The organism is Zestosphaera sp. (assembly GCA_038727705.1).
Classification (GTDB): domain Archaea; phylum Thermoproteota; class Thermoprotei_A; order Sulfolobales; family NBVN01; genus Zestomicrobium.
In genome coordinates this window covers 452,005-470,225 of sequence record JAVYVJ010000001.1, presented here as the reverse complement: position 1 = coordinate 470,225, position 18,221 = coordinate 452,005, and the positions used below count along the sequence as shown (strand labels likewise).

Sequence of the window (18,221 nt, the reverse complement as noted above, 5' to 3'; positions counted from 1 at the left end):
CACCCTACCTTAGCTTTCCTAAACCCGGTTGCCTGAGCGTTAGCCCAATCCTTATGTGGGCCGGTTGTGCTATTGACACATTAACAACCCTGCCCCTGACGACGTCCCCCTTAGCGAACGTGACCTTAGTCGCCTCGCCGACCAGGACGTCCCTCGCCTCATCGTACACCAGCTTATCGTCCGCTAACTGACTGACGTGAGCGAACGCGTCCACAGGACCTACATTAACGAATAAACCAGACCTCTTCACGTCAACGATCTCGCCTTCGATCACCTCATTGCTTACAGGGTAGAACGTCACCATGTCCGCCACCACTTTGTGGTATGTGGCTCCGTCACCGGGCAGTATCTTACCCTCAGGCTCTGTGGTGACTCTCCAGACGGAGACTATCACCCCGAGAGTCGGATCTATCCTCCCCACGTACCGTTCCTTGAGTTGCTTTAATGCAACCTTATCCAGATCCTCTCCGAAGAGCTCCGGCGGCACTCTGACCACATCCTCCACAGTGACTATCCTGAACACTTCGAGCCACCTACATAATATCTATCGAAAATTTAAGATCGGGTTATTTAAGCAGTAGTGAATCTACGCTTGCTGAACCACCAGGTAGCGACCCTGACCCCCGCTACCTTAAGAAGCTTCCTCAGCCTCTCGTCGAGGGTGACGATTATGTACTCCGGATTACTGGCGGCATACTTTAAGATCGAGTTGTCTCCAGATGCCTCCCCTTCGCCAGCCTTCAGCACAGCTACACGTTCCCTGACGTAGTTCAGGGCGTGTCTGGCCGGCGGCGCCTTCCTCACACTCCTGCTTGAGGCCAACGACTCCAGTTCCCTGACTACTGCGTCCAGGGTGTAGAGCTCCACCCTATCGCAGTCTAGGTCCTCCTGCAGTTTAGTACTTAGGTCCACACCCTCGGAGACCAGGAGGAGCGTGCTTGTGTCCAGCAGGAACTTACATAAGCGCATTAAGCCACCTAAATAACACAGGTTACTTGATTAATCCCCAGCCGACGAGCCTCCAGCGACCCAACACCTGCCTACTTATCGCGACCCTCAATCCGGGCCAAGTCACGATCGGTCTCCTTAAGGTTAAGGTCATAGACTCCCTGCTCAATGTGTCCACGCTTGCGAGAGTTACTGCAACCCCAGCGGTTATCATAACCACTTCCTTAGACTTAAGAGGCTCCACCTTCAGGAGCTCCTTAGTTCCGGGAACTCTCTCAAGAAGATTATACTCGACTGTGACCTGCATCACCGGGTCTGGGACTGTGTCCGCCTTGCCGCACACATTACCCACTAGACTGTCGGCCTTAGTCAAGGCTGGGTCGAGCTTCGTCCCAAGCGCCACTAAGCCGCCAGGCCTGGCCTCGCTGTAGGACCTCTCGCCGAACTTAATGCTTACCACCTCAGTGGTGATGGGCTCGTAAACCTCCCTACCTCCCTTACGTACCCTCAGACCAGGCTTTATCTCTATCTCATCACCCACCCTAATGACTCCCCTGAGCAAGGCACCGCCTATGACTCCCCCCTTCAAGTCTGAGGGAGGAGTTCCCGGCCTGTTAACGTCGAAAGATCGAGCGATAAACATCAACGGCGGTGAGGCGAGATCCCTCTCGGGGGTCGGCACAAGCTTCTCTATGGCTGACGTGAGTACATCTACATTTATCTTGTGAAGGGCGCTCACAGGTATCACGGGAGCGTTCTCCGCCGGCGTTCCCCTTAGAAACTCCCTAATAGCTCTGTAGTTCTCCAGCGCTTTCTCAGGGGACACTACGTCGACTTTGTTCTGAACCACTATCACGTTCTTGACGCCTATTATGTTGAGGGCTGCGAAGTGCTCCCTGGTCTGTGGTTGGGGGCACGGCTCGTTAGCGGCGACGACCAGTAGGGCCCCGTCTATGAGTGCTGCCCCGGAGAGCATGGTCGCCATCAGAACTTCGTGTCCTGGAGCATCTACGTAAGAAACGCTTCTCCTGTAGACGGCGTTCACACACGTTGGTTGAGGGACGTACTTGCGGTTAGGTTCGGCGTCAGGGCACTCGTATATGTCGCCGTCCGCGTATCCGAGTTTTATGGTCATCGCCTTCTTGAGTTCCTCCGAATGTCTGCCGGTCCAGATCCCTGTCAGGGCCTGGACGAGGGTGGTCTTACCATGGTCCACGTGACCGACAATACCTATGTTTACCTCAGGTTGTCTCTTCTCTTGATGCACTAGCTTCACCACCCCCGAATTCGGAGGCACTGTACCTTTCTATGAACACCACCTCCTTAATTCCCCCTACCCACCTCAGCAGGTCTCTAGACACTAAGTACTTCGTCACTTGTATGTTCTCACTCAACCTGTACTCCTTCGGCAACTCCACCTCAGCCACCCCGTCCTCCATCTTCAGGGCTAGCTTCAGAGACTCTATGTTTATGCTCTTCAACCTCCTCCTGATTACGTACCTAACCTGCTCTTCAGGGCTTTCGAGCTTCCTGAGTATCGTGAACTCCACACGTAGAGTCTTGCCGGCCAACGGGTGGTTGAAGTCTACCGTGACTCTGCCTCCGGTCACCGCTATTATCCTCCCAACGCTCTCATTTATCGTCACCTCCTTACCGACTTCAGGCACTATGTTATTTCTGAGGAAGGTTCTGGCCGGGAGGACTTTGACTTTATCCGGGCTCCTCTCACCGTATGCCTTGCCAGGCGGGACCTCTACCTCATACTTCCTGCTGAGTTCCTCCGCGTTAGCCACGGCCTCCTCGAATCCCTTAATCAACCTCCCCTCACCGACTATAACCAACTCCGGCCCGTAGGCTCTCCCTTCCTCGTATCTCTTATACTGCTTGGCGATGGACTCGACCGTCGTCTCTATAAGCTCTCCAGTCTCTCTTATGTATATAGCGTAATCCACCAGCAGCATGTCCCCACTCTTAAAGGCCATTCCCATACACCATATCTAAATCTACTAGACCAATGTATTTAAGCACTATAAGTTAGTGCGTGACTCAGGAGGCTTCCCTACGTATTCTGAGTTTGAACGGCTTGCCCAACTCTCCCACAACCTCGTACTCCAGCCTGAGGAATTGCTTCAGAACCCATAGAGCTGTGTGTGCGTGCATGCTGTACTCAGCGCCTGTTACTGCGGATGGTCCGTCGCTTAAGGCTAGGTAGATCATTATGTTGTCGGACATATGCCTGTCTAACGCAACGCCGTGGCTGAGGTCCTGCACGAGTTTCCCAGCCGCTTCAATGCCGACGGTCTCGGCCTTCTTACCTTTAGCCCCTAGGGCGTCTCCACCAAGCACTGAGTGCTCCGTCTCCGCCCAGAGCACTATGCCAGACCCAGGTCCTAAGTGGGGGTCTCTGCTTGGCTCGTAGAACTCTAGGCCTATATCTATCGGCTCCCTAACACCCCTATCCATTAAGTACTTCCTAGCGCTCTCCGCCTGCCTTAACGCAACGTCTTTAGGCAGTTTAACGCAGTGCGATACACCCCTAACCCTTCTCAGCAAACCCCTCTCAAGCAGGTTAATCGCTTTGAATGTCTTGGGGTTGTTGAGGGTCCTTACTCTGGCAAGTCCCCCTCCCTTAGGGTAGTGGCCCCTCCTGAGGACTTCGACCTCCACCTGATACCCCATCATACGCAGGATGGGTGTGGTTACGTGCTTCACATAGTCTATGGGTGGTGACCAAGGGACGTCCGTACCCCCGCGGAGCTCTATCTCAGCCCGCCTCTCGCTGAACGCCAGTATCGGGAGGATTGTCTGAAGGATTAACGTAATCGAGCCGGCGGTCCCCACGTCGAATAGAGTGTCGCTGGGACTTATGGTGGAGGGTCTGAACACTATCTCAGTGGATCCGACGCTCAAACCCTCTGTCTGCGCTCTGCATATTTGCTCCGCTGCTCTGATGGAGGTCAGGTGTTGTGGGCGTAGGCCCGGGTTATCGCGCTTCGCCCTTATGTTTATGACCTTTACGTCCTCCCCCGTTATGCATGAGAGCGCCACTGAGAGTCTGAGTATCTGCCCTCCGCCCTCACCATAGGACCCGTCTATCACTATCATCTATCTATCCCTGTAACCTCCCTTAACCTCTCAACGCCTCCCAGCTCCTCTATCATTCTGGCAACGGATGCCGGTACCAATTCCTTCCAGCTATCGTCGCCTAAGAGCATTGACTTCCTTATCGCGGTGGATGAGTACCTCCCCCTCTCGAAAGGCGGGGGTATCAGGACGTCATACCCAGCGTCTTTAAACAATCTCAGGACTAGCGGGTTTCTGGCTACGCCGTACCGGAACTTCGGCACGTACATCTGAAGGTATTGAGGCCACACCGAGTTCATCAGGATGTCCGGCACCGGGATTATGTAGACTCTTGAGAGATCGACGGAGCGCTCCCTCAGCGCCTCCCTAATCATCAAGACCCTTTCCCCAGCTGTGAAGGGATTGACGACTGTGTGGGACTCTTGGGCAGTGCCTATCGCTATTATCAGCTCGTCCACCCTGCCGAGCACCCACTCAATCACGTTAAGGTGCCCTAGGTGGATAGGTTGGAACCTGCCTGGAAAGACCGCTCTGGACACGTCACTCCACACCATATACTCGCCACCACATAATGAATCTGCAGCGAGTTTTTATGCAGTATGACGGGGCTCACGCGGGTTGCCGCAGTGCGGGGTTCCTGAATATGACTTCAGCACCCCTCAACTCGTCCGCTGCCGAGCCCATGTACTTAGCGATCTCCACCAGCTCGTAACTACCCTCATAAATGGCGAACTCCCCAGCCTTAACGCGGGAGAACGTGTCGACGTACCTCGCACCATGCCACTCACGCCCGTCCATCGTGAAAATCACTTCATCACCCAGCCTCAGGTTCAGCGCTTCCTCAAGGTCTTTCCCACATGCTGACGTGACTACGTTGCCGAAGTCATCGACGTGAACCACCTTAGCCCTAAGACCCTCCTTGACGGGCTCCACCCAGCTGAGATTCAAGGGGGGCTGCTTGAGTGTGTCGCGGGGTGTGGGGCTCCCTATCGAGTCAGGTCTAACCCCGCATGCCACCATGGCGGCCGCCGGAGCGTAGACGTCCCTACCGTGGAAAGTAGGGGTCACTTCAAACAACCTGACTTTATCAATAAGTATTTCATATGCTTCTAGCTCGTCCCCTAAGGCCGCCGGCAGCAGGATACCGTTGTCGGGACCGACATACATATAGTCCCGTGTCTTAAGCAGGAGGTTACGTCTAGCACCGCCCACCTCAGGATCGACTACCGCCAGGAAGACGGTGCCTTTGGGGAAGTACTTCCTAGAGATCTTGAGTACGTGCGCACCTAGAGTTATGTTGTACTTTGGTATGCTGTGAGTTATGTCCACTACTTCGGCCTCCGGGCACACCTTCTTTATGACTGCCCTCAGATGGCCCGCATAGTGGTCTTTAAGCCCGTAGTCAGTCAGGACCGCTATCAATCGCCTCACTTCCTCCTCGCCTCAAGACTTAGCTCAAGGTATGACTTTACTATGTTCTCCTCTCTGCTTAAGTCGAGGAGTTCCTTAACCTCGTTCAGCGCACTCACGTAGTCACTCCTTGACGCTGGGTTTATCACCTCCACCTCCACGAATGACCCGAGTCCGAACACCTCATCCAGGTACACTTTAACATTACAGCCCTCTCTAGAGTAGATCCTCCTCCTCTTAGAGACCGTGATTATGGGGAAGCCCGAGAGTATCAGGATCTTAGTTACGGTGTCCGGGTCGACGAGGGGTGCCGTCAGCTCCTCACGTGCTTTGATGCCCTCCTCCGTCACCCTGCCTTTGAAGGTCAGCTCGCTCGAGATCTCGTTGCTTATCAGGCTCTTCCTCAACCTCAGACGTAACGCGATCTGGCGCGCGGGGTTGCCCGCGCAGTGTGTTAAGCTAACGTACCTGTCCTCCTCGTCGAGGAAGTCCTCAAGCCTCCACCCGGCGGAGATCAGCTTCCTTTCAACGGCATTTAAATCTTCAACCCTTACTTTGACTTCATACTCCCTGACCGAAATGAAGGCCACCGATAAGTATGGGGTTTGAGGGTTTCTTAAGCTTTATATTTTCTCTCCCTACGTGCCTCCCCCCGGATATACCACCCCACGTCAAACAGGTTGGCGGCCACCTCCTCCAGGTCCTTGAGTGCGTCTAGATCATCGCAACCCCTTATCTTAGATATTCCTAAACCATAGACATTCCAGTCCGTTCCGACTACGGCGACGACTTCCCCCTTAGTGAGGGGTGGGTGGCAGCCCACTACAGACTTTCTGAGTATGTCCCCGCCATATAGGAAGGGCTTCAAGCCCTCCTGAGCGACCACCAACGCGTTGTACAGAACACCCTCCACTTGATACAGCTCCTGCAGCACGTTCGTTGAGGGAACGAATACGGGCTTACCCTTCCTGAGCCTGCCCAGGTAGACCCCTGCGGAGTAGGGGTCTATGCCGTTGGTGAGGAGAGCTTCGACCACCTCGGCCAACGTTCTGCTGATGAGGAAGACTTCCTGGAACTCTCCGCTGCAGATGAGGGCTAAGTGTTCAGCGTACCTCCTGCTTATGTAGTGATGTATGTATGGAGGGATAACCCCCTCGAGCTCCTTAAGCCCAGACGTCCTGCAACTCACTCTCCTGACTTCTCCAGCATGCACAGGAAGAATCCCTCCATGTGGTGTATGTGCGGGTACGTCCTCCCGCATAGGCGGACTTGGGGATTCATGTGGATGCCGTAGTAGTCCGTCACGGGCGGCGAGAGCATCACAGGGGTGTTGAGCCTCACTGTTCGCACGTCACCACTGCTCTCGAGGACCTCGCTCACCACCAGTTCGTTCTCTTCAGGCGCTATGGAGCATGTGGTGTACAACAACCTGCCGCCCTCCTTAAGTGTGTTTAGAGCGGCTCTAAGCATCTCGACCTGCTTTACATGTTGCCTCACCAGATCGTCGAGCGATGTCCTGGTCTTCCTGCCAGGATCCAGCATTATTATCCCCTCCCCCGTGCACGGCGCGTCCAGCAGGGCTTTGCTGAAGTAGCCCCTGAAGAGGGTGTCCGCCCTCCTTGCGTCGAGTTTGAGCAGTACTGCGTTCTTAACACCCATCCTCTCAACGTTGTTCCTCAAGATGCTCAGCCTGTCCCTCCGGGGCTCTAGCGCCACTATGAGTCCCTCGTTACCCATGATCTGAGCCATGTGGACTGTCTTGCCGCCGGGTGCGGCGGCCAAGTCCCCTACTGCGTCCTCCCTGCTGGGCGTGAGTGTCGGCGGCGGTATGAGCGACGCCTTACCCCTATAGAGGTAGTAGAGGCCCAGCAGATGCTTGTGGGTAGAGCCTATCGAGGGCCTTCCCGGCTCGCTGATCACCTCGTACGCCCCTTCGGACCATTCGATGGTTCTGAGGGTGAAGCCTAGGGCCTCCAGTCTCTCACCCAACTCACGGCAGTCGTTGAGCTTCAGTTTATTACACCTAACGACGTTCCTTAACCCCCTTTCGAAGGACCTCAGCAGTTCCTCCACCTCGCTGAAGTCACCGAACATCTCCACGTACCTGCTGACCATGTAGGGCCTGTAGCCGTACCTACTAGCCAATCCCTCGACCCTTGAGTTGATCCTAACCTTGCTCCTGAGGTGCTCCGCTAGGCCCTTCAACACCTCACACATCAAGGACTTAATACTCTATCATTGTTTTTAATTGTTGAGGGCCTGGGATGGGTAAGTGCGTGAGAGCAAGTTTAAGGATCTACGGCCTAGTTCAGGGGGTTTTCTTCAGATCCTCAATGCGTGAGGTGGCGTTAGGGCTTGGCTTAGTTGGCTGGGTCCGCAACCTCCCGGACGGGAGTGTGGAGGCGGTCATTGAAGGCCCTCCGAAGGAGGTTGAGGAGCTTGTCAAGTGGTCTCACAGAGGGCCGCCGACCGCGGTCGTGGAGGATGTGAAGGTAGAGTACTCGGAATGCCTCCATGAGTTTAGGACCTTCAGAATAAGGTATTAGGTCCTGAAAGTAATTAGCTAAGCAGGGCTGATGCTTAGAATAGATGGGGAAGGACGCCGCGCACAGGCCAAATCAACACCGCACTGGCCAACACCCTTGAGGAAAGCGTCGACATCGGGCTGTTGGGAGCGGCGGGCATACACCCCCGCCCCATCAAACCCGTCTTCTACGGGTGCCCTCCCCCCTCCCGGGAAACCCGGAAGGGAGCGGCCGCCTCTTTTCGGGGGGAGCTTCCCGCTTAGATGCTTTCAGCGGTTAGCTCTCACGGCGTAGCTGCCCGGCATGCCCTGCCGGACAGCCGGTACACCATGGGCCGCGGCCTCCCGTTCCTTTCGTACTAGGGAGACCTTCCCCTAAGGCGGCCCACACCCCCCGTGGGTAGAGTCCGAGCTGTCTCACGACGCTCTAAACCCAGCTCACGTTCCCCTTTAATGGGCGGGCAGCCCCACCCTTGGCGGCTGCTGCACCGCCAGGATGGGAAGAGCCGACATCGATGTAGCAAACCGCGGGGTCGATGGGGACTCTCGCCCGCGACGACCCTGTTATCCTCGGGGTAACTTTTCTGTCATGCCCGGCCCCCACTGAAGGGGGCACGAGCGTTCGCTAGGCCGCGGTTTCCCGACCAGACCCCTCGCGACGCGAGGTCTGGTAAGGCCGGCTTTTGCCCTTGCGCTCTACGGCGGAGTTCTGACCCGCCTGAGCCGACCTTTGGGCTCCCGTGTTACCTTTTCGCGGGAGTGCCGCCCCAGCCGAACCGCCCACCTGACGCTGTCCCCCGGGAGGACCCCGGGGTTAGACCCCCAGATCGCGATAGGCGGTGTTTCAATTACGGCTCACCCGCCCCCGGAAGGGCAGGCTCACAGCCTCCCGCCTACACTACGCACCGCAACCCGAGAGCCAACGCCAGGCTGCGGTAAAGCTCCACGAGGTCTTCTCTCCCTACGGGGGGATGCCGGCCTGTGCACCGGCTCCGTGGGCTTCACGGGGACCCAGGCTGGGACAGTGGGGCCCTCGTTGATCCGTTCATGCGCGCCGGAACTTACCCGGCAAGGCATTTGGCTACCTTAAGAGGGTCAGAGTTACCCCCGGCCTTCAGCGGCGCTTCACCCGGTTGTACCCGGGCTTCACGTACCGCCAGTGGCCAGGATTCACCCCCCGTACTAACCCTTTCGGGCTAGCGGGGAGCTGTGTTTTTATTAAACAGTCAGGACCCCCTAGTCACTGCGGCCCGCGGTTCCACGGGTGATCCGCAGAACCGCAGGCACCCCTTCTCCCTAGGTTACGGGGCTAATTTGCCGAGTTCCCTAGCCTGAGTTAGACCCCACAGGCCTTGGGCTTCTCACCCAGGGGCACCTGTGTCGGTTCTCGGTACGGACGCGGGGGGTCGTTCCCGAACCCCTTTTCATGGGCGCCAAGGACCGGTCGAACCCCCTAACGGGGGCCATTCCTCCCTTCAGCCGGTTCTCACCATTACGGTACTCCCCGGCCTTCGGGTAGTTAGCCGGGGCGGCTGCCCCGGTCGACCTACCTCGACGCGTCAGGGTTCGGGCCTGCGTTGCCGCGTCTACCCCCGCGGCACGGGAGTATTAACCCGTTTCCCTTTTGGCGACTCCGTGTTACGGGTCGCCTTAGGACCGGCTAACCCTCAGCTGACGAACGTTGCTGAGGAACCCTGGCCCTTACGGCCGTGGGGATTCACACCCCACTTTGCTGTTACTACCGCCGGGATCCGCACTCGGAGCGGGTCCATCGGACCTCACGGCCCGACTTCTGCCCCACCCCGACGCCCTCCTACCGGATCACGACCTCAGCGAGGTCGTGCCCCGAGGTCTCGGCGGCCGGCTTAAGCCCCGACGTATTTTCGGGGCCCGCGGCCTCGGCGGGTGAGCTGTTACGCACTCCTTAGAGGATGGCTGCTGTTAGGCCCACCTTCCCGCTGTCTTAGGCCGCGGACGCCCTTTACGCTTGGCACTTAGCCGGCACTTAGGGGCCTTAACCCCGGTCTGGGTTGTTCCCCTCTCGGCCCCCAGGCTTACCCCGGGGCGCCCCACTCCCGCCGTCTACGGTGGTCACGGGTTCGGAGTTGGACTAGGAGTCCGGGGTCTTCCGACCCACGGTGCCCCTAATCCGTAGCTCTACCTCGTAACCAACCTCAGACGGGGCTGAGCTAAGACTCATGTCGGAGGGAACCAGCTATCACCGGGCTAGATTGGTCTTTTGCCCCTAGGCGGAGGTCATGGGAGCGAATTGCACGTCAGCACCCCTTCGGGCCTCCACCGGGGTTTCCCCCGGCTTCGCCCTACCCCCGCCTAGATCGCCCGGTTTCGGGTCTCACGGCAGTGACTCCGGGCCCTTGCAGACCCCGCCCCTCACGGGGTTCGACCCCGCTGCGGGCTTGTCGGTTTCCCTACGCCTTCGGGGGTTAATCCCCTTAAGCTCGCCACTGCCGTGAACTCCCCGGCCCGTGTTTCAAGACGGACGATGCGACCCCGGTCAGCCCTCCTCGTACTCAACGGTCACCCGTTTTTCCTTCAGAGGACATCACTCCTTCCGAGCCGCACCGTGATTGGCCACCCGGTTTCAGGCTCTTTTCACCCCCCTCACGGGGTTCTTTTCAGCTTTCCCTCACGGTACTTAGTGCGCTATCGGTCTCGGGACGTATTTAGCCTTGGAGGTCAGTGACCCCCGGCTTCCCACGGCAGAACCAAGCCGTGGTACTCTAGCCTCCGGCGGAGGCCTCCACAGTTTCGCCTACGGGACTATCACCCTCTACGGTGGGGCTTTCCAGCCCACTTCAGCTACTGTGGGTCGGCCTCCTGGGCTCGAGGCCCAGCCGGAGGCTCGCAACACCACATCCCCGTCGGCTCGTCGCCAACGGGTTTGGTTTGGGCTAACCCCCTTTCGGTCGCCCCTACTCAGGGGATCCCGATTGGTTTCTTTTCCTCCCCCTACTAAGATGTTTCCGTTCGGGGGGTTCCCGACCCCTGAATGGGGTCGCCGGAGGCTGTTAACCCCCGGCGGGAAGTCCCATTCGGGGATCCCGGGTTCGACGGCTGCATGCGCCTCCCCCGGGCATATCGCAGCTTGCCGCGCCCTTCCTCGGCGCCCGAGCCGAGCCATCCACCGGACGGCTTGGCGTCGACGCCTCAGGGCGTTGGCCAGTGCAGTTTTGTTGAGGTCTGTGCGCGGCGCTCATCCTACACAGTACTTCGCGCCCATCAGTCCAGGAGGGATTCTCCCAGACCTCATTCAAGGGACCACCCAAACATTCACGTAGGCAACCACCCACTAACCCGGACATCAAAAGGAGGTGATCCAGCCGCACCTTCCGGTACGGCTACCTTGTTACGACTTCTCCCCCCTCGCAGAGGAAGGGTTCGACCCACCCTGCAGGAGAGCCCACAGAATGGGCCTCACCCTCCCCCCACTCGGGTGGAGCGACGGGCGGTGTGTGCAAGGAGCAGGGACGTATTCACCGCGCGATGTTGACGCGCGGTTACTAGGGATTCCTCGTTCACGAGGACGAGTTACAGTCCTCGATCCCAACCACGGCGGGGTTTGAGGGATTGCCTTCCCCTTTCGGGGTTGGATCCCGCTGTCCCCGCCATTGTAGCCCGCGTGCAGCCCGGGGGTTTCGGGGCATGCTGACCTGCCGTGGCCCCCTCCTTCCTCCGCCTTAAACGGCGGCAGTCCCCCTAGTGTGCCTCAGCCCCTGAGGACTGAGTAGCAACTAGGGGCAGGAGTCTCGCTCGTTGCCGGACTTAACCGGACATTTCACAACACGAGCTGGCGACGGCCATGCACCTCCTCTCAGCGCGTCAGGCAAGGTCGTTAGCCTGGCCATCATCCTGCTGTCGCCCCCGGTAAGATTCCGGGCGTTGACTCCAATTGAGCCGCAGGCTCCACCCCTTGTGGTGCTCCCCCGCCAATTCCTTTAAGTTTCAGCCTTGCGGCCGTACTCCCCAGGCGGCGGGCTTAACGGCTTCCCTGCGGCACTGGACGGGCCCTAAGCCCGTCCAACACCTAGCCCGCATCGTTTACAGCCGGGACTACCCGGGTATCTAATCCGGTTCGCTCCCCCGGCTTTCGCCCCTCACCGTCAGGCGCGTTCCAGCCGGCCGCCTTCGCCACTGGTGGTCCTCCCGGGATCAGCGGATTTCGCCCCTACCCCGGGAGTACCGCCGGCCTCTCCCGCCCTCTAGCCCGGCAGTATCCCCCCCGTCTCGGGGTTGAGCCCCGAGTTTTAAGGAGGGACTTGCCGGGCCGGCTACGGGCGCTTTAGGCCCAATAACCGTCCCAACCACTCGCGGGGCTGGTATTACCGCGGCGGCTGACACCAGACTTGCCCCCCGCTTATTCCCCCTCCATCTTACGGAGGGGAAAAGCCCCTCTTCGGGACACTCGGGGTGACCCCGTCACGGTTGCCCGCATTGCGGAGTTTTCGCGCCTGGTGCGCCCCGTAGGGCCTGGGCCCTTGTCTCAGGGCCCATCTGGGGGCTCCCGCTCTCACGGCCCCTACCCGTTATCGGCTTGGCGGGCCGTTACCCCGCCAACTACCTGATGGGCCGTGGCCCCATCCTCGGGCGGTGGTGCGGACATCCCCGCATCACCTTTTCGGTGAGGAACCCTTCCAGGCCTCCTCACCTATCGGGGATCAGCCCCAGTTTCCCGAGGTTGTCCCCGTCCCGAGGGTAGGTTAGCCACGTGTTACTCAGCCGTCCGCCACGCCCCGGTTGCCGGGGCGTGCGACTTCCATGGCTTAGCCTCACCCCGATAGCGGTTGGGTCCGGCAGGATCAACCGGAATCGCGGCCGCAGGCCGCGGGGTTGGGGTGGTTGCCTACTACGTGGTTTGGGTGGCCCCTGTCAGGCGTGAATGTGCCGGGGTTAGTGCCCCGGCTTATTCACGCCCCCATCTCCATGAGCGTGATCTCTGTCGCCGCGGTTGGAGGGCGGTTCTTCACTCTCGGGGTCTCACCCCGTGTCCGACCTAGCCGCCGTCTTAACCGCGGCGTTATCGCCGTAAATAATCTGGGGGTTGAGAGCTTATAAAGTTTAGCGGTTATTTCCGGGGTGCCGCTTTTGCGCTCTTTTAGCGTTTTTGTATAATAAACCTACTGTATTTTGTATATTTGCAACCTATATAAGTGTGGCTACACAACATACTTAACGGTGGGCAGGGTTGAAGATAGGCATCACAAGCAGGTCAGCCCTCGTGGTCGTGGATATGCAGAATGATTTCTGTGAGGGGGGTTCGCTACCGGTGATCGGTTGCGGATCGATCGTCAGCAAAATCAACGACTACATCAAGCTCTTCAGTAGCGCAGGAGTGACTGTAGTGGCGAGTAGGGACTGGCATCCTCCAAATCACGTGTCGTTCAAGACTAGGGGAGGGCCCTGGCCACCGCACTGCGTGGCAGGAAGTGAGGGTGCTGAGTTCGTTGAAGGGCTGCAGCTCCCGGAGGGTACTATAGTGGTTTCTAAAGCGACAGAGCCGGATTTCGAGGCTTACTCCGCCTTCAACTCAACCCCACTGCACTACATACTCAGCGTCAGGGGGGTGAGGAGACTCTTCATCGCAGGCATCGCCACAGATTATTGCGTCAAGGAGACGGCTTTGGAGGGGTTGAGGTTGGGCTACGAGGTCGTGGTGCTTGCGGACGCGGTAGCCGGCGTGAGTGAGGCATCGAGTGAGAAGGCCCTCAAGGAGCTAGTCGGAAGCGGGGCGGTGCTGGCGGTCAGCGAGGACCTTGAGGCGAGGTCGGGCTGAAGGCGCTTAAACTCCCTGAGGAGTTGAGAGGCCTCCTCAGCAGGGGTCCTGAAGACGTAGTCAGAGGGAGTGAGCCTAAGGAAACCATGAAGGAGACGCTGAGAAGATTGAAGGATTGCGATAAGTTGATAGCCGTCGGGGATCTGGTGTGTTACTCACTGATAGCTAATGGTGTGACTCCCGACATATGCGTGATCGATGGGAAGACTAAGAGGACGTGCGGAGCGCCAGGGATAGAGGAGGGGCGATTCAGTAAGGTATTGAAGTCCTGGAACCCCCCAGGCCACATAACTTACGCCTCATTAAGGATCCTGAGGAAGGCTGTGGCCGCGTTGAGGAACGACGAGAAGGTTCTGGTGAGGATTTCTGGTGAGGAGGACCTCCTAGCGCTTCCGTTGATAATTAGTTCGCCTGAGGGAAGCTGCGTAATCGTGGGGATGCCCAATGTCGGCGTCGGCTACATGAGGATCGACGAGGGGGTCAAGAAAAGAGTGAAAGAGATAATGGAGAGATTCACCACTGTCGACTTGAAACGTGTGGAGCGAGGGTAAGGCAAAACACGTGAAAGTAGTTGAGGCCCACCTACATCCCCTGCAGGCCATCACCACATTTCCGAGGCTGATGCCTTCCTCCTGGACCCGGACAGGTAGCCTAGCAATGCACCGGAGATCGCCGAGACCGCCGCCACAGCCACTAGGTAAACCCACTCGCTAGCATCTGTGTCGCCAGCGCCGCCGTCACTGCCCTTACTAGTAGGGGTCACGGTGGGAGTGGCGTTGGGGGTGTTGCTGTGAGTTACCTCAGCTTTACCGGCCTTAGCGAGGATTAAGAACCATATGGTATTCAAGATAGCCTGATCCAGAAAGTTTGCGGCACTCTCATCGTCGACTCCCGCCAGCGAGGAGCCCCTTTCAAGGTAGATCAGCGATACGACAGGCTCGACGCCGAGGCTCTTAGCCAGACCCACATACCCTCGGGCAGCGTTGGTGAGTCTTGAAATAAGTGAGGTTACGTTGGATTCAAAGCTTAGGTGGGTCTCCACAGCCGCATAGGAGGAGGCCTTGAACGCAAGCCCTAAGGACATCAGTACATTCCCCAAACCGCCTCTAGAGAGGAGGGTCTCAGCACTGTTTAAGTAGCTAAATAACTCGCTAACACCTGATACCGAGCCCGCGAGGGACTGCAGGTATGTAATCGAAGCACGGGAGAAGCTGAGCAGCGCCTGAGTCCCCGACTCTAAAGACTCGACAGGGATGCTGACACCGCACTCTCCGAGAACGTCGTAGATTAGACCCCACCCAAAGACGGATCTAGCCCTCATGTACGTGTAGGCGGCCTGGTACACGGCATTAACTGTAGCTCCCCGAAGAGCGCGTAGTTGGGTCAGCGAATAGTTCGATTCGTAGACCCGGCTAGCGATCTCCACCAACACACCAAGCCTGGATATGTCGAGGCGGGAGGCCTCAATGGACGACATCAACCTGTTAAAGTAACCCGTTGCGTTACTAACCTCGCCGCCTACTAGCTCCAGAACATCAGGCCAATTCACGTCACGGACAACCATATCCACCAGAAGCTTAGCGGTCCACACATAAACGAGCGCGCCAAAGTAGTCGGAGGCAGCCGCATAGTAGTTGCCAACACCATACATCTCCTCACCCCTCTTAGCCTCTGAGGCGGAGTTGCTTAGAAACCCCCTAACGTCGCTGAGGACGAAGGAGTTCGCCAACCTCCTGCCGTACACACTAACAGCATCACTGACGTTTGAGTACAATTCCCCATACTCAGACATGTACTCCTCAGCAACGGTCTTGAAGGTCTTAAGCACATTAGCGCTTAAATTAACATTATCAACTACCGGAAGACCTACTGGAATTCCGAAGTAGTTAAGCACGTCGTATATTGTGGAAGCCTCGACGACCGTGACCCCGAACTTCTTACCCCTCTCAACCACGTCAACCGAGGTGCCGGTTTTAAGACTTGTCGACATCCTCTGACCTGCAGGTATGATCATCAGCTTAGCACCGACGGAGGCCGCGGCCTCAAGCTTCTCTGGAATCCCGCCCACAGGGCCTATCAGAGTGTCAGGCATTATCATTCCCGTGACAACAGTTGAATTGCTTAGCGGCGTGTTCGTGAGGAGGGCTGTGAGAACGGCCGTCAAGGCCGCGCCCGCTGAGGGCCCCCCTACTATGGGGGTGTCGGACTGAATCTTCACAAGCACGGAATAGTTGCTGAGGTCAACACCTGAAACAAATCCCGCTACAAGGGACGCGACCTTCAGGGAGGACTGCATATCCAGCTCGGACAGAGGGTCGATGGACAGGTACACAGACCCATCGCCTGGGATGAGCGAGACCTTCAGCAACGTCGTCACACCGGTGTAGGAACCTCCCGAACTACTTACCGCTAGGAGGTGGAGATTCGCCTCCCTAACAACGCAACTGCACAACCCGCTCAGCAAGAGCGAGGTTGGGGTCAGCACAACGATGAATATCAATAGCGTCGTACCGAGGCAGCGTAGACCCCGCACCCCAATCACCACACCAACTAAGGTACAGCAATTTATAAATATTGCTAACCATAAGTGAGTAGTCAGACGTTCAGGGCCTGTGACCGCTGAAATGGGGGATACGTGTGCAGTACGTCGTAATAGATAACTGGGAGACGTGCCCTTCGCCATGGCTCCTAGCAGAGTACAGATACGTGGCGGAGCTGTTCGGGGACTCTCTAGTGATAGCTAACGTGCGTGGTAGGGCAATGTCACAGGTGTTAGAAGATGTGGCGGAAACCACCGCACTAGACCTCACAGAGTTCATCAGGTCTGAGTCAATGCGAGAGGAGAACGTCGTGATCCTGGACCCGCTCGCAGAGAAGGAGTTAAGACCTGAGGAGGTGAGGAGGGCTGATGCCGTAGTCATAGGGGGGATAATGGGTGACTACCCCCCTAAAGGAAGAACGCGGGAACTAATATCCGGGAGGCATCCCCACGCCATCCTCAGGAACCTGGGTAGGGAGCAACTGACGATAGCTGGCAGCGCATACATGCTGAAGAAGATCTCTGAGGGGCAGTCTCTAGGAGATATCGACGTGAGGTTTGGACTGACGGTAGAGCTCAAAATACTCAACTCAGAGGTAACTGTATATCTCCCTTACGCCTTCCCCTACGAGGGTGGTGTGCCGGTCCTGCCTAAGAAATATATAGAGACAGTGGCGATGAGGTCGGTCTACTTCGAGGGTGCCGAGGTCAATGACCTGTGTTTGTAGAGTTCATCAGAGGAGTTCGAACACATCATTCTAATCAGGAAGGATGCTTAACATCATCAAGGCTGCAAGAGTCCCGACCGCTGACCTGCAAGATACCGGCCGCCCCAGTTAAAGTAGTGATGACGGACCTTATAATCTGACGTGACTTGAGAGGGACCGTTAATCCTTGATCATGTCAACCCTAAACACGTATTTCCTCGGCGCGTAGTCAAGGACGCGTCTCGTGCCGGAGATCATCAACCGCATGGATTCACTCGCCTTCTGAACGCTCTGAATGGCTTCGGCCTCGGAGGTGCTGACAGTGTATAGGTGGATCATCCCGCCCTTACGCACTTTACTGCATGACATTTCAAGATATTCGATTGCCTTGTGCGGCAGGTTCATGATGATGCGATCGAAGGCCTCGTCCCTAACTATGGTGAGGAAGTCCTTAACGTCGTCAAGCACCGGCACCACGCTACCTTTCAGCATCTTTTTATTGAGTTCAATGGATTCGAGCAAACACTTGATGGCGTCCGGGTTTAAGTCAACGGCGTACGAGCTAACCCTCTTCAAAGAAGCCATGTGAAGTGAGAAAGGCCCCACCCCGCAGAACAGGTCGCCGACCACCTCACCCTCGTTGATCAACTCAGCAACTCTCCTATGCTCTTCCGAGAGCGACGGGTTGTAGTAAGTCCTCAAGACATCAACGGAGATGCTCAAGCCGTACTCCTTATGAACGGTCTTGCTGATGTTCTCACCGTACACATGCCTCAAAGCCCTAACTCTGAAGTCCCCGCTCACGGAACCGCCAGCGTACACAGCCCTAATATTGGGCGACAACCTAACTATCGCCTCACCCACCAGCCTGCCGTACCGACTTAGATCCTCAGGCATGTTGACTATAGCCACATCCCCTACGACGTCATACGAGGATGGTATCCTGCTAAGATCGTCGTCGGGGATCAGCCCCTTAAGCATGTCCTTAAAAGTCAACCCCCTATCACCGCCCTCAAAAGTTTCAAGGCACTCGGCAACGCTGAAGTTCCTGAGGACCCCCCTAACCGTTTTGAAGTCCGCAGCGTCGTTGACCGGCAACGCTACCGTGCCGTCATCCAACCTCTTGGCTTTATAGCCTCTGGCGTAGAGTCCACTCGATTTCAACGCTCTGATGGCGTGCTCAGCCTCAACGGCGGGGACCCTGAGACACAGCGGCAT

The 18,221-nt window shown here is 57.3% G+C and carries 16 protein-coding genes and 2 rRNA genes; 4 read left to right on the top strand and 14 right to left on the bottom strand.

Annotated elements, in window-relative coordinates:
* Positions 1-4 precede the first annotated feature (4 nt).
* The 10 genes from QW772_02640 to QW772_02595 all read right to left on the bottom strand — a co-directional run bounded on the left by QW772_02640 (position 5) and on the right by QW772_02595 (position 7,659).
* A complete protein-coding gene (locus QW772_02640; protein ID MEM0037801.1) occupies positions 5-523 on the bottom strand; it encodes a DNA-directed RNA polymerase in 519 nt (172 codons plus the stop codon).
* Between the two features lie 47 nt (positions 524-570).
* Positions 571-969, bottom strand: a complete 399-nt coding sequence (locus QW772_02635; protein MEM0037800.1) for a hypothetical protein — start codon at positions 967-969, stop codon at positions 571-573.
* A 22-nt stretch (positions 970-991) separates the two neighbouring features.
* Complete coding sequence (locus QW772_02630; protein ID MEM0037799.1) at positions 992-2,215, bottom strand: translation initiation factor IF-2 subunit gamma; 1,224 nt, start codon at positions 2,213-2,215, stop codon at positions 992-994.
* Positions 2,190-2,930, bottom strand: a complete 741-nt coding sequence (locus QW772_02625) for an FKBP-type peptidyl-prolyl cis-trans isomerase (GenBank protein MEM0037798.1) — start codon at positions 2,928-2,930, stop codon at positions 2,190-2,192. Before QW772_02625 ends, QW772_02630 begins: the two co-directional genes overlap by 26 nt.
* A gap of 64 nt (positions 2,931-2,994) precedes the next feature.
* Entirely contained in the window at positions 2,995-4,053 is a 1,059-nt protein-coding gene (rtcA, locus tag QW772_02620) for an RNA 3'-terminal phosphate cyclase (GenBank protein MEM0037797.1), read from the bottom strand.
* Positions 4,050-4,586 (bottom strand): nicotinamide-nucleotide adenylyltransferase, encoded by a 537-nt coding sequence (locus QW772_02615; GenBank protein MEM0037796.1) that lies wholly within the window; start codon positions 4,584-4,586, stop codon positions 4,050-4,052. Before QW772_02615 ends, rtcA begins: the two co-directional genes overlap by 4 nt.
* Positions 4,587-4,641: 55 nt before the next feature.
* Complete coding sequence (locus QW772_02610; protein MEM0037795.1) at positions 4,642-5,463, bottom strand: SAM-dependent chlorinase/fluorinase; 822 nt, start codon at positions 5,461-5,463, stop codon at positions 4,642-4,644.
* On the bottom strand, positions 5,460-6,032 hold the full coding sequence (gene cyaB / locus QW772_02605) for a class IV adenylate cyclase (GenBank protein ID MEM0037794.1): 573 nt from the start codon (positions 6,030-6,032) through the stop codon (positions 5,460-5,462). The genes QW772_02610 and cyaB overlap by 4 nt, the downstream gene beginning before the upstream one ends.
* A gap of 26 nt (positions 6,033-6,058) precedes the next feature.
* The gene (locus tag QW772_02600) at positions 6,059-6,655 is read right to left on the bottom strand and encodes a hypothetical protein (GenBank protein MEM0037793.1); all 597 of its coding nucleotides are present in this window, start codon (positions 6,653-6,655) and stop codon (positions 6,059-6,061) included.
* Complete coding sequence (locus tag QW772_02595; GenBank protein MEM0037792.1) at positions 6,628-7,659, bottom strand: RsmB/NOP family class I SAM-dependent RNA methyltransferase; 1,032 nt, start codon at positions 7,657-7,659, stop codon at positions 6,628-6,630. Before QW772_02595 ends, QW772_02600 begins: the two co-directional genes overlap by 28 nt.
* 47 nt (positions 7,660-7,706) lie before the next feature.
* On the opposite strand from QW772_02595, the gene QW772_02590 reads away from it, so the two are divergent.
* Positions 7,707-7,988, top strand: coding sequence for an acylphosphatase (locus tag QW772_02590; protein ID MEM0037791.1), 282 nt, complete (start codon positions 7,707-7,709; stop codon positions 7,986-7,988).
* A gap of 102 nt (positions 7,989-8,090) precedes the next feature.
* Here the strand turns inward: QW772_02590 and QW772_02585 are convergent.
* Together QW772_02585 and QW772_02580 are read right to left on the bottom strand one after the other, a co-directional pair.
* Positions 8,091-11,136, bottom strand: a 23S ribosomal RNA gene (locus QW772_02585).
* Between the two features lie 157 nt (positions 11,137-11,293).
* Positions 11,294-12,794: ribosomal RNA gene (locus QW772_02580) — 16S ribosomal RNA — on the bottom strand.
* The 16S and 23S rRNA genes sit together here, the layout of an rRNA operon.
* Positions 12,795-13,169: 375 nt before the next feature.
* Between QW772_02580 and QW772_02575 the strand changes: the two genes are divergently transcribed.
* A complete protein-coding gene (locus QW772_02575; protein ID MEM0037790.1) occupies positions 13,170-13,757 on the top strand; it encodes a nicotinamidase in 588 nt (195 codons plus the stop codon).
* Positions 13,758-13,780: 23 nt separating this feature from the next.
* Entirely contained in the window at positions 13,781-14,308 is a 528-nt protein-coding gene (locus QW772_02570) for a GTP-dependent dephospho-CoA kinase family protein (GenBank protein MEM0037789.1), read from the top strand.
* Positions 14,309-14,358: 50 nt separating this feature from the next.
* Here QW772_02570 and QW772_02565 read toward each other — a convergent pair whose 3' ends face one another.
* Positions 14,359-16,299, bottom strand: a complete 1,941-nt coding sequence (locus QW772_02565; protein ID MEM0037788.1) for a S16 family serine protease — start codon at positions 16,297-16,299, stop codon at positions 14,359-14,361.
* Positions 16,300-16,394: 95 nt separating this feature from the next.
* Between QW772_02565 and QW772_02560 the strand changes: the two genes are divergently transcribed.
* Complete coding sequence (locus tag QW772_02560; protein ID MEM0037787.1) at positions 16,395-17,024, top strand: hypothetical protein; 630 nt, start codon at positions 16,395-16,397, stop codon at positions 17,022-17,024.
* A gap of 159 nt (positions 17,025-17,183) precedes the next feature.
* Here QW772_02560 and QW772_02555 read toward each other — a convergent pair whose 3' ends face one another.
* Positions 17,184-18,221, bottom strand: a complete 1,038-nt coding sequence (locus QW772_02555; protein ID MEM0037786.1) for a class I SAM-dependent methyltransferase family protein — start codon at positions 18,219-18,221, stop codon at positions 17,184-17,186.

Bases quoted from the DNA above. Each gene is read 5' to 3' on its own strand.
- QW772_02555 (MEM0037786.1), bottom strand. From the start codon at position 18,221: ATGCCGCTGTGTCTCAGGGTCCCCGCCGTTGAGGCTGAGCACGCCATC.
- QW772_02595 (MEM0037792.1), bottom strand. From the start codon at position 7,659: ATGTGTGAGGTGTTGAAGGGCCTAGCGGAGCACCTCAGGAGCAAGGTT.
- QW772_02615 (MEM0037796.1), bottom strand. From the start codon at position 4,586: ATGGTGTGGAGTGACGTGTCCAGAGCGGTCTTTCCAGGCAGGTTCCAA.
- QW772_02625 (MEM0037798.1), bottom strand. From the start codon at position 2,930: ATGGCCTTTAAGAGTGGGGACATGCTGCTGGTGGATTACGCTATATAC.
- rtcA (MEM0037797.1), bottom strand. From the start codon at position 4,053: ATGATAGTGATAGACGGGTCCTATGGTGAGGGCGGAGGGCAGATACTC.
- QW772_02590 (MEM0037791.1), top strand. From the start codon at position 7,707: ATGGGTAAGTGCGTGAGAGCAAGTTTAAGGATCTACGGCCTAGTTCAG.
- QW772_02635 (MEM0037800.1), bottom strand. From the start codon at position 969: ATGCGCTTATGTAAGTTCCTGCTGGACACAAGCACGCTCCTCCTGGTC.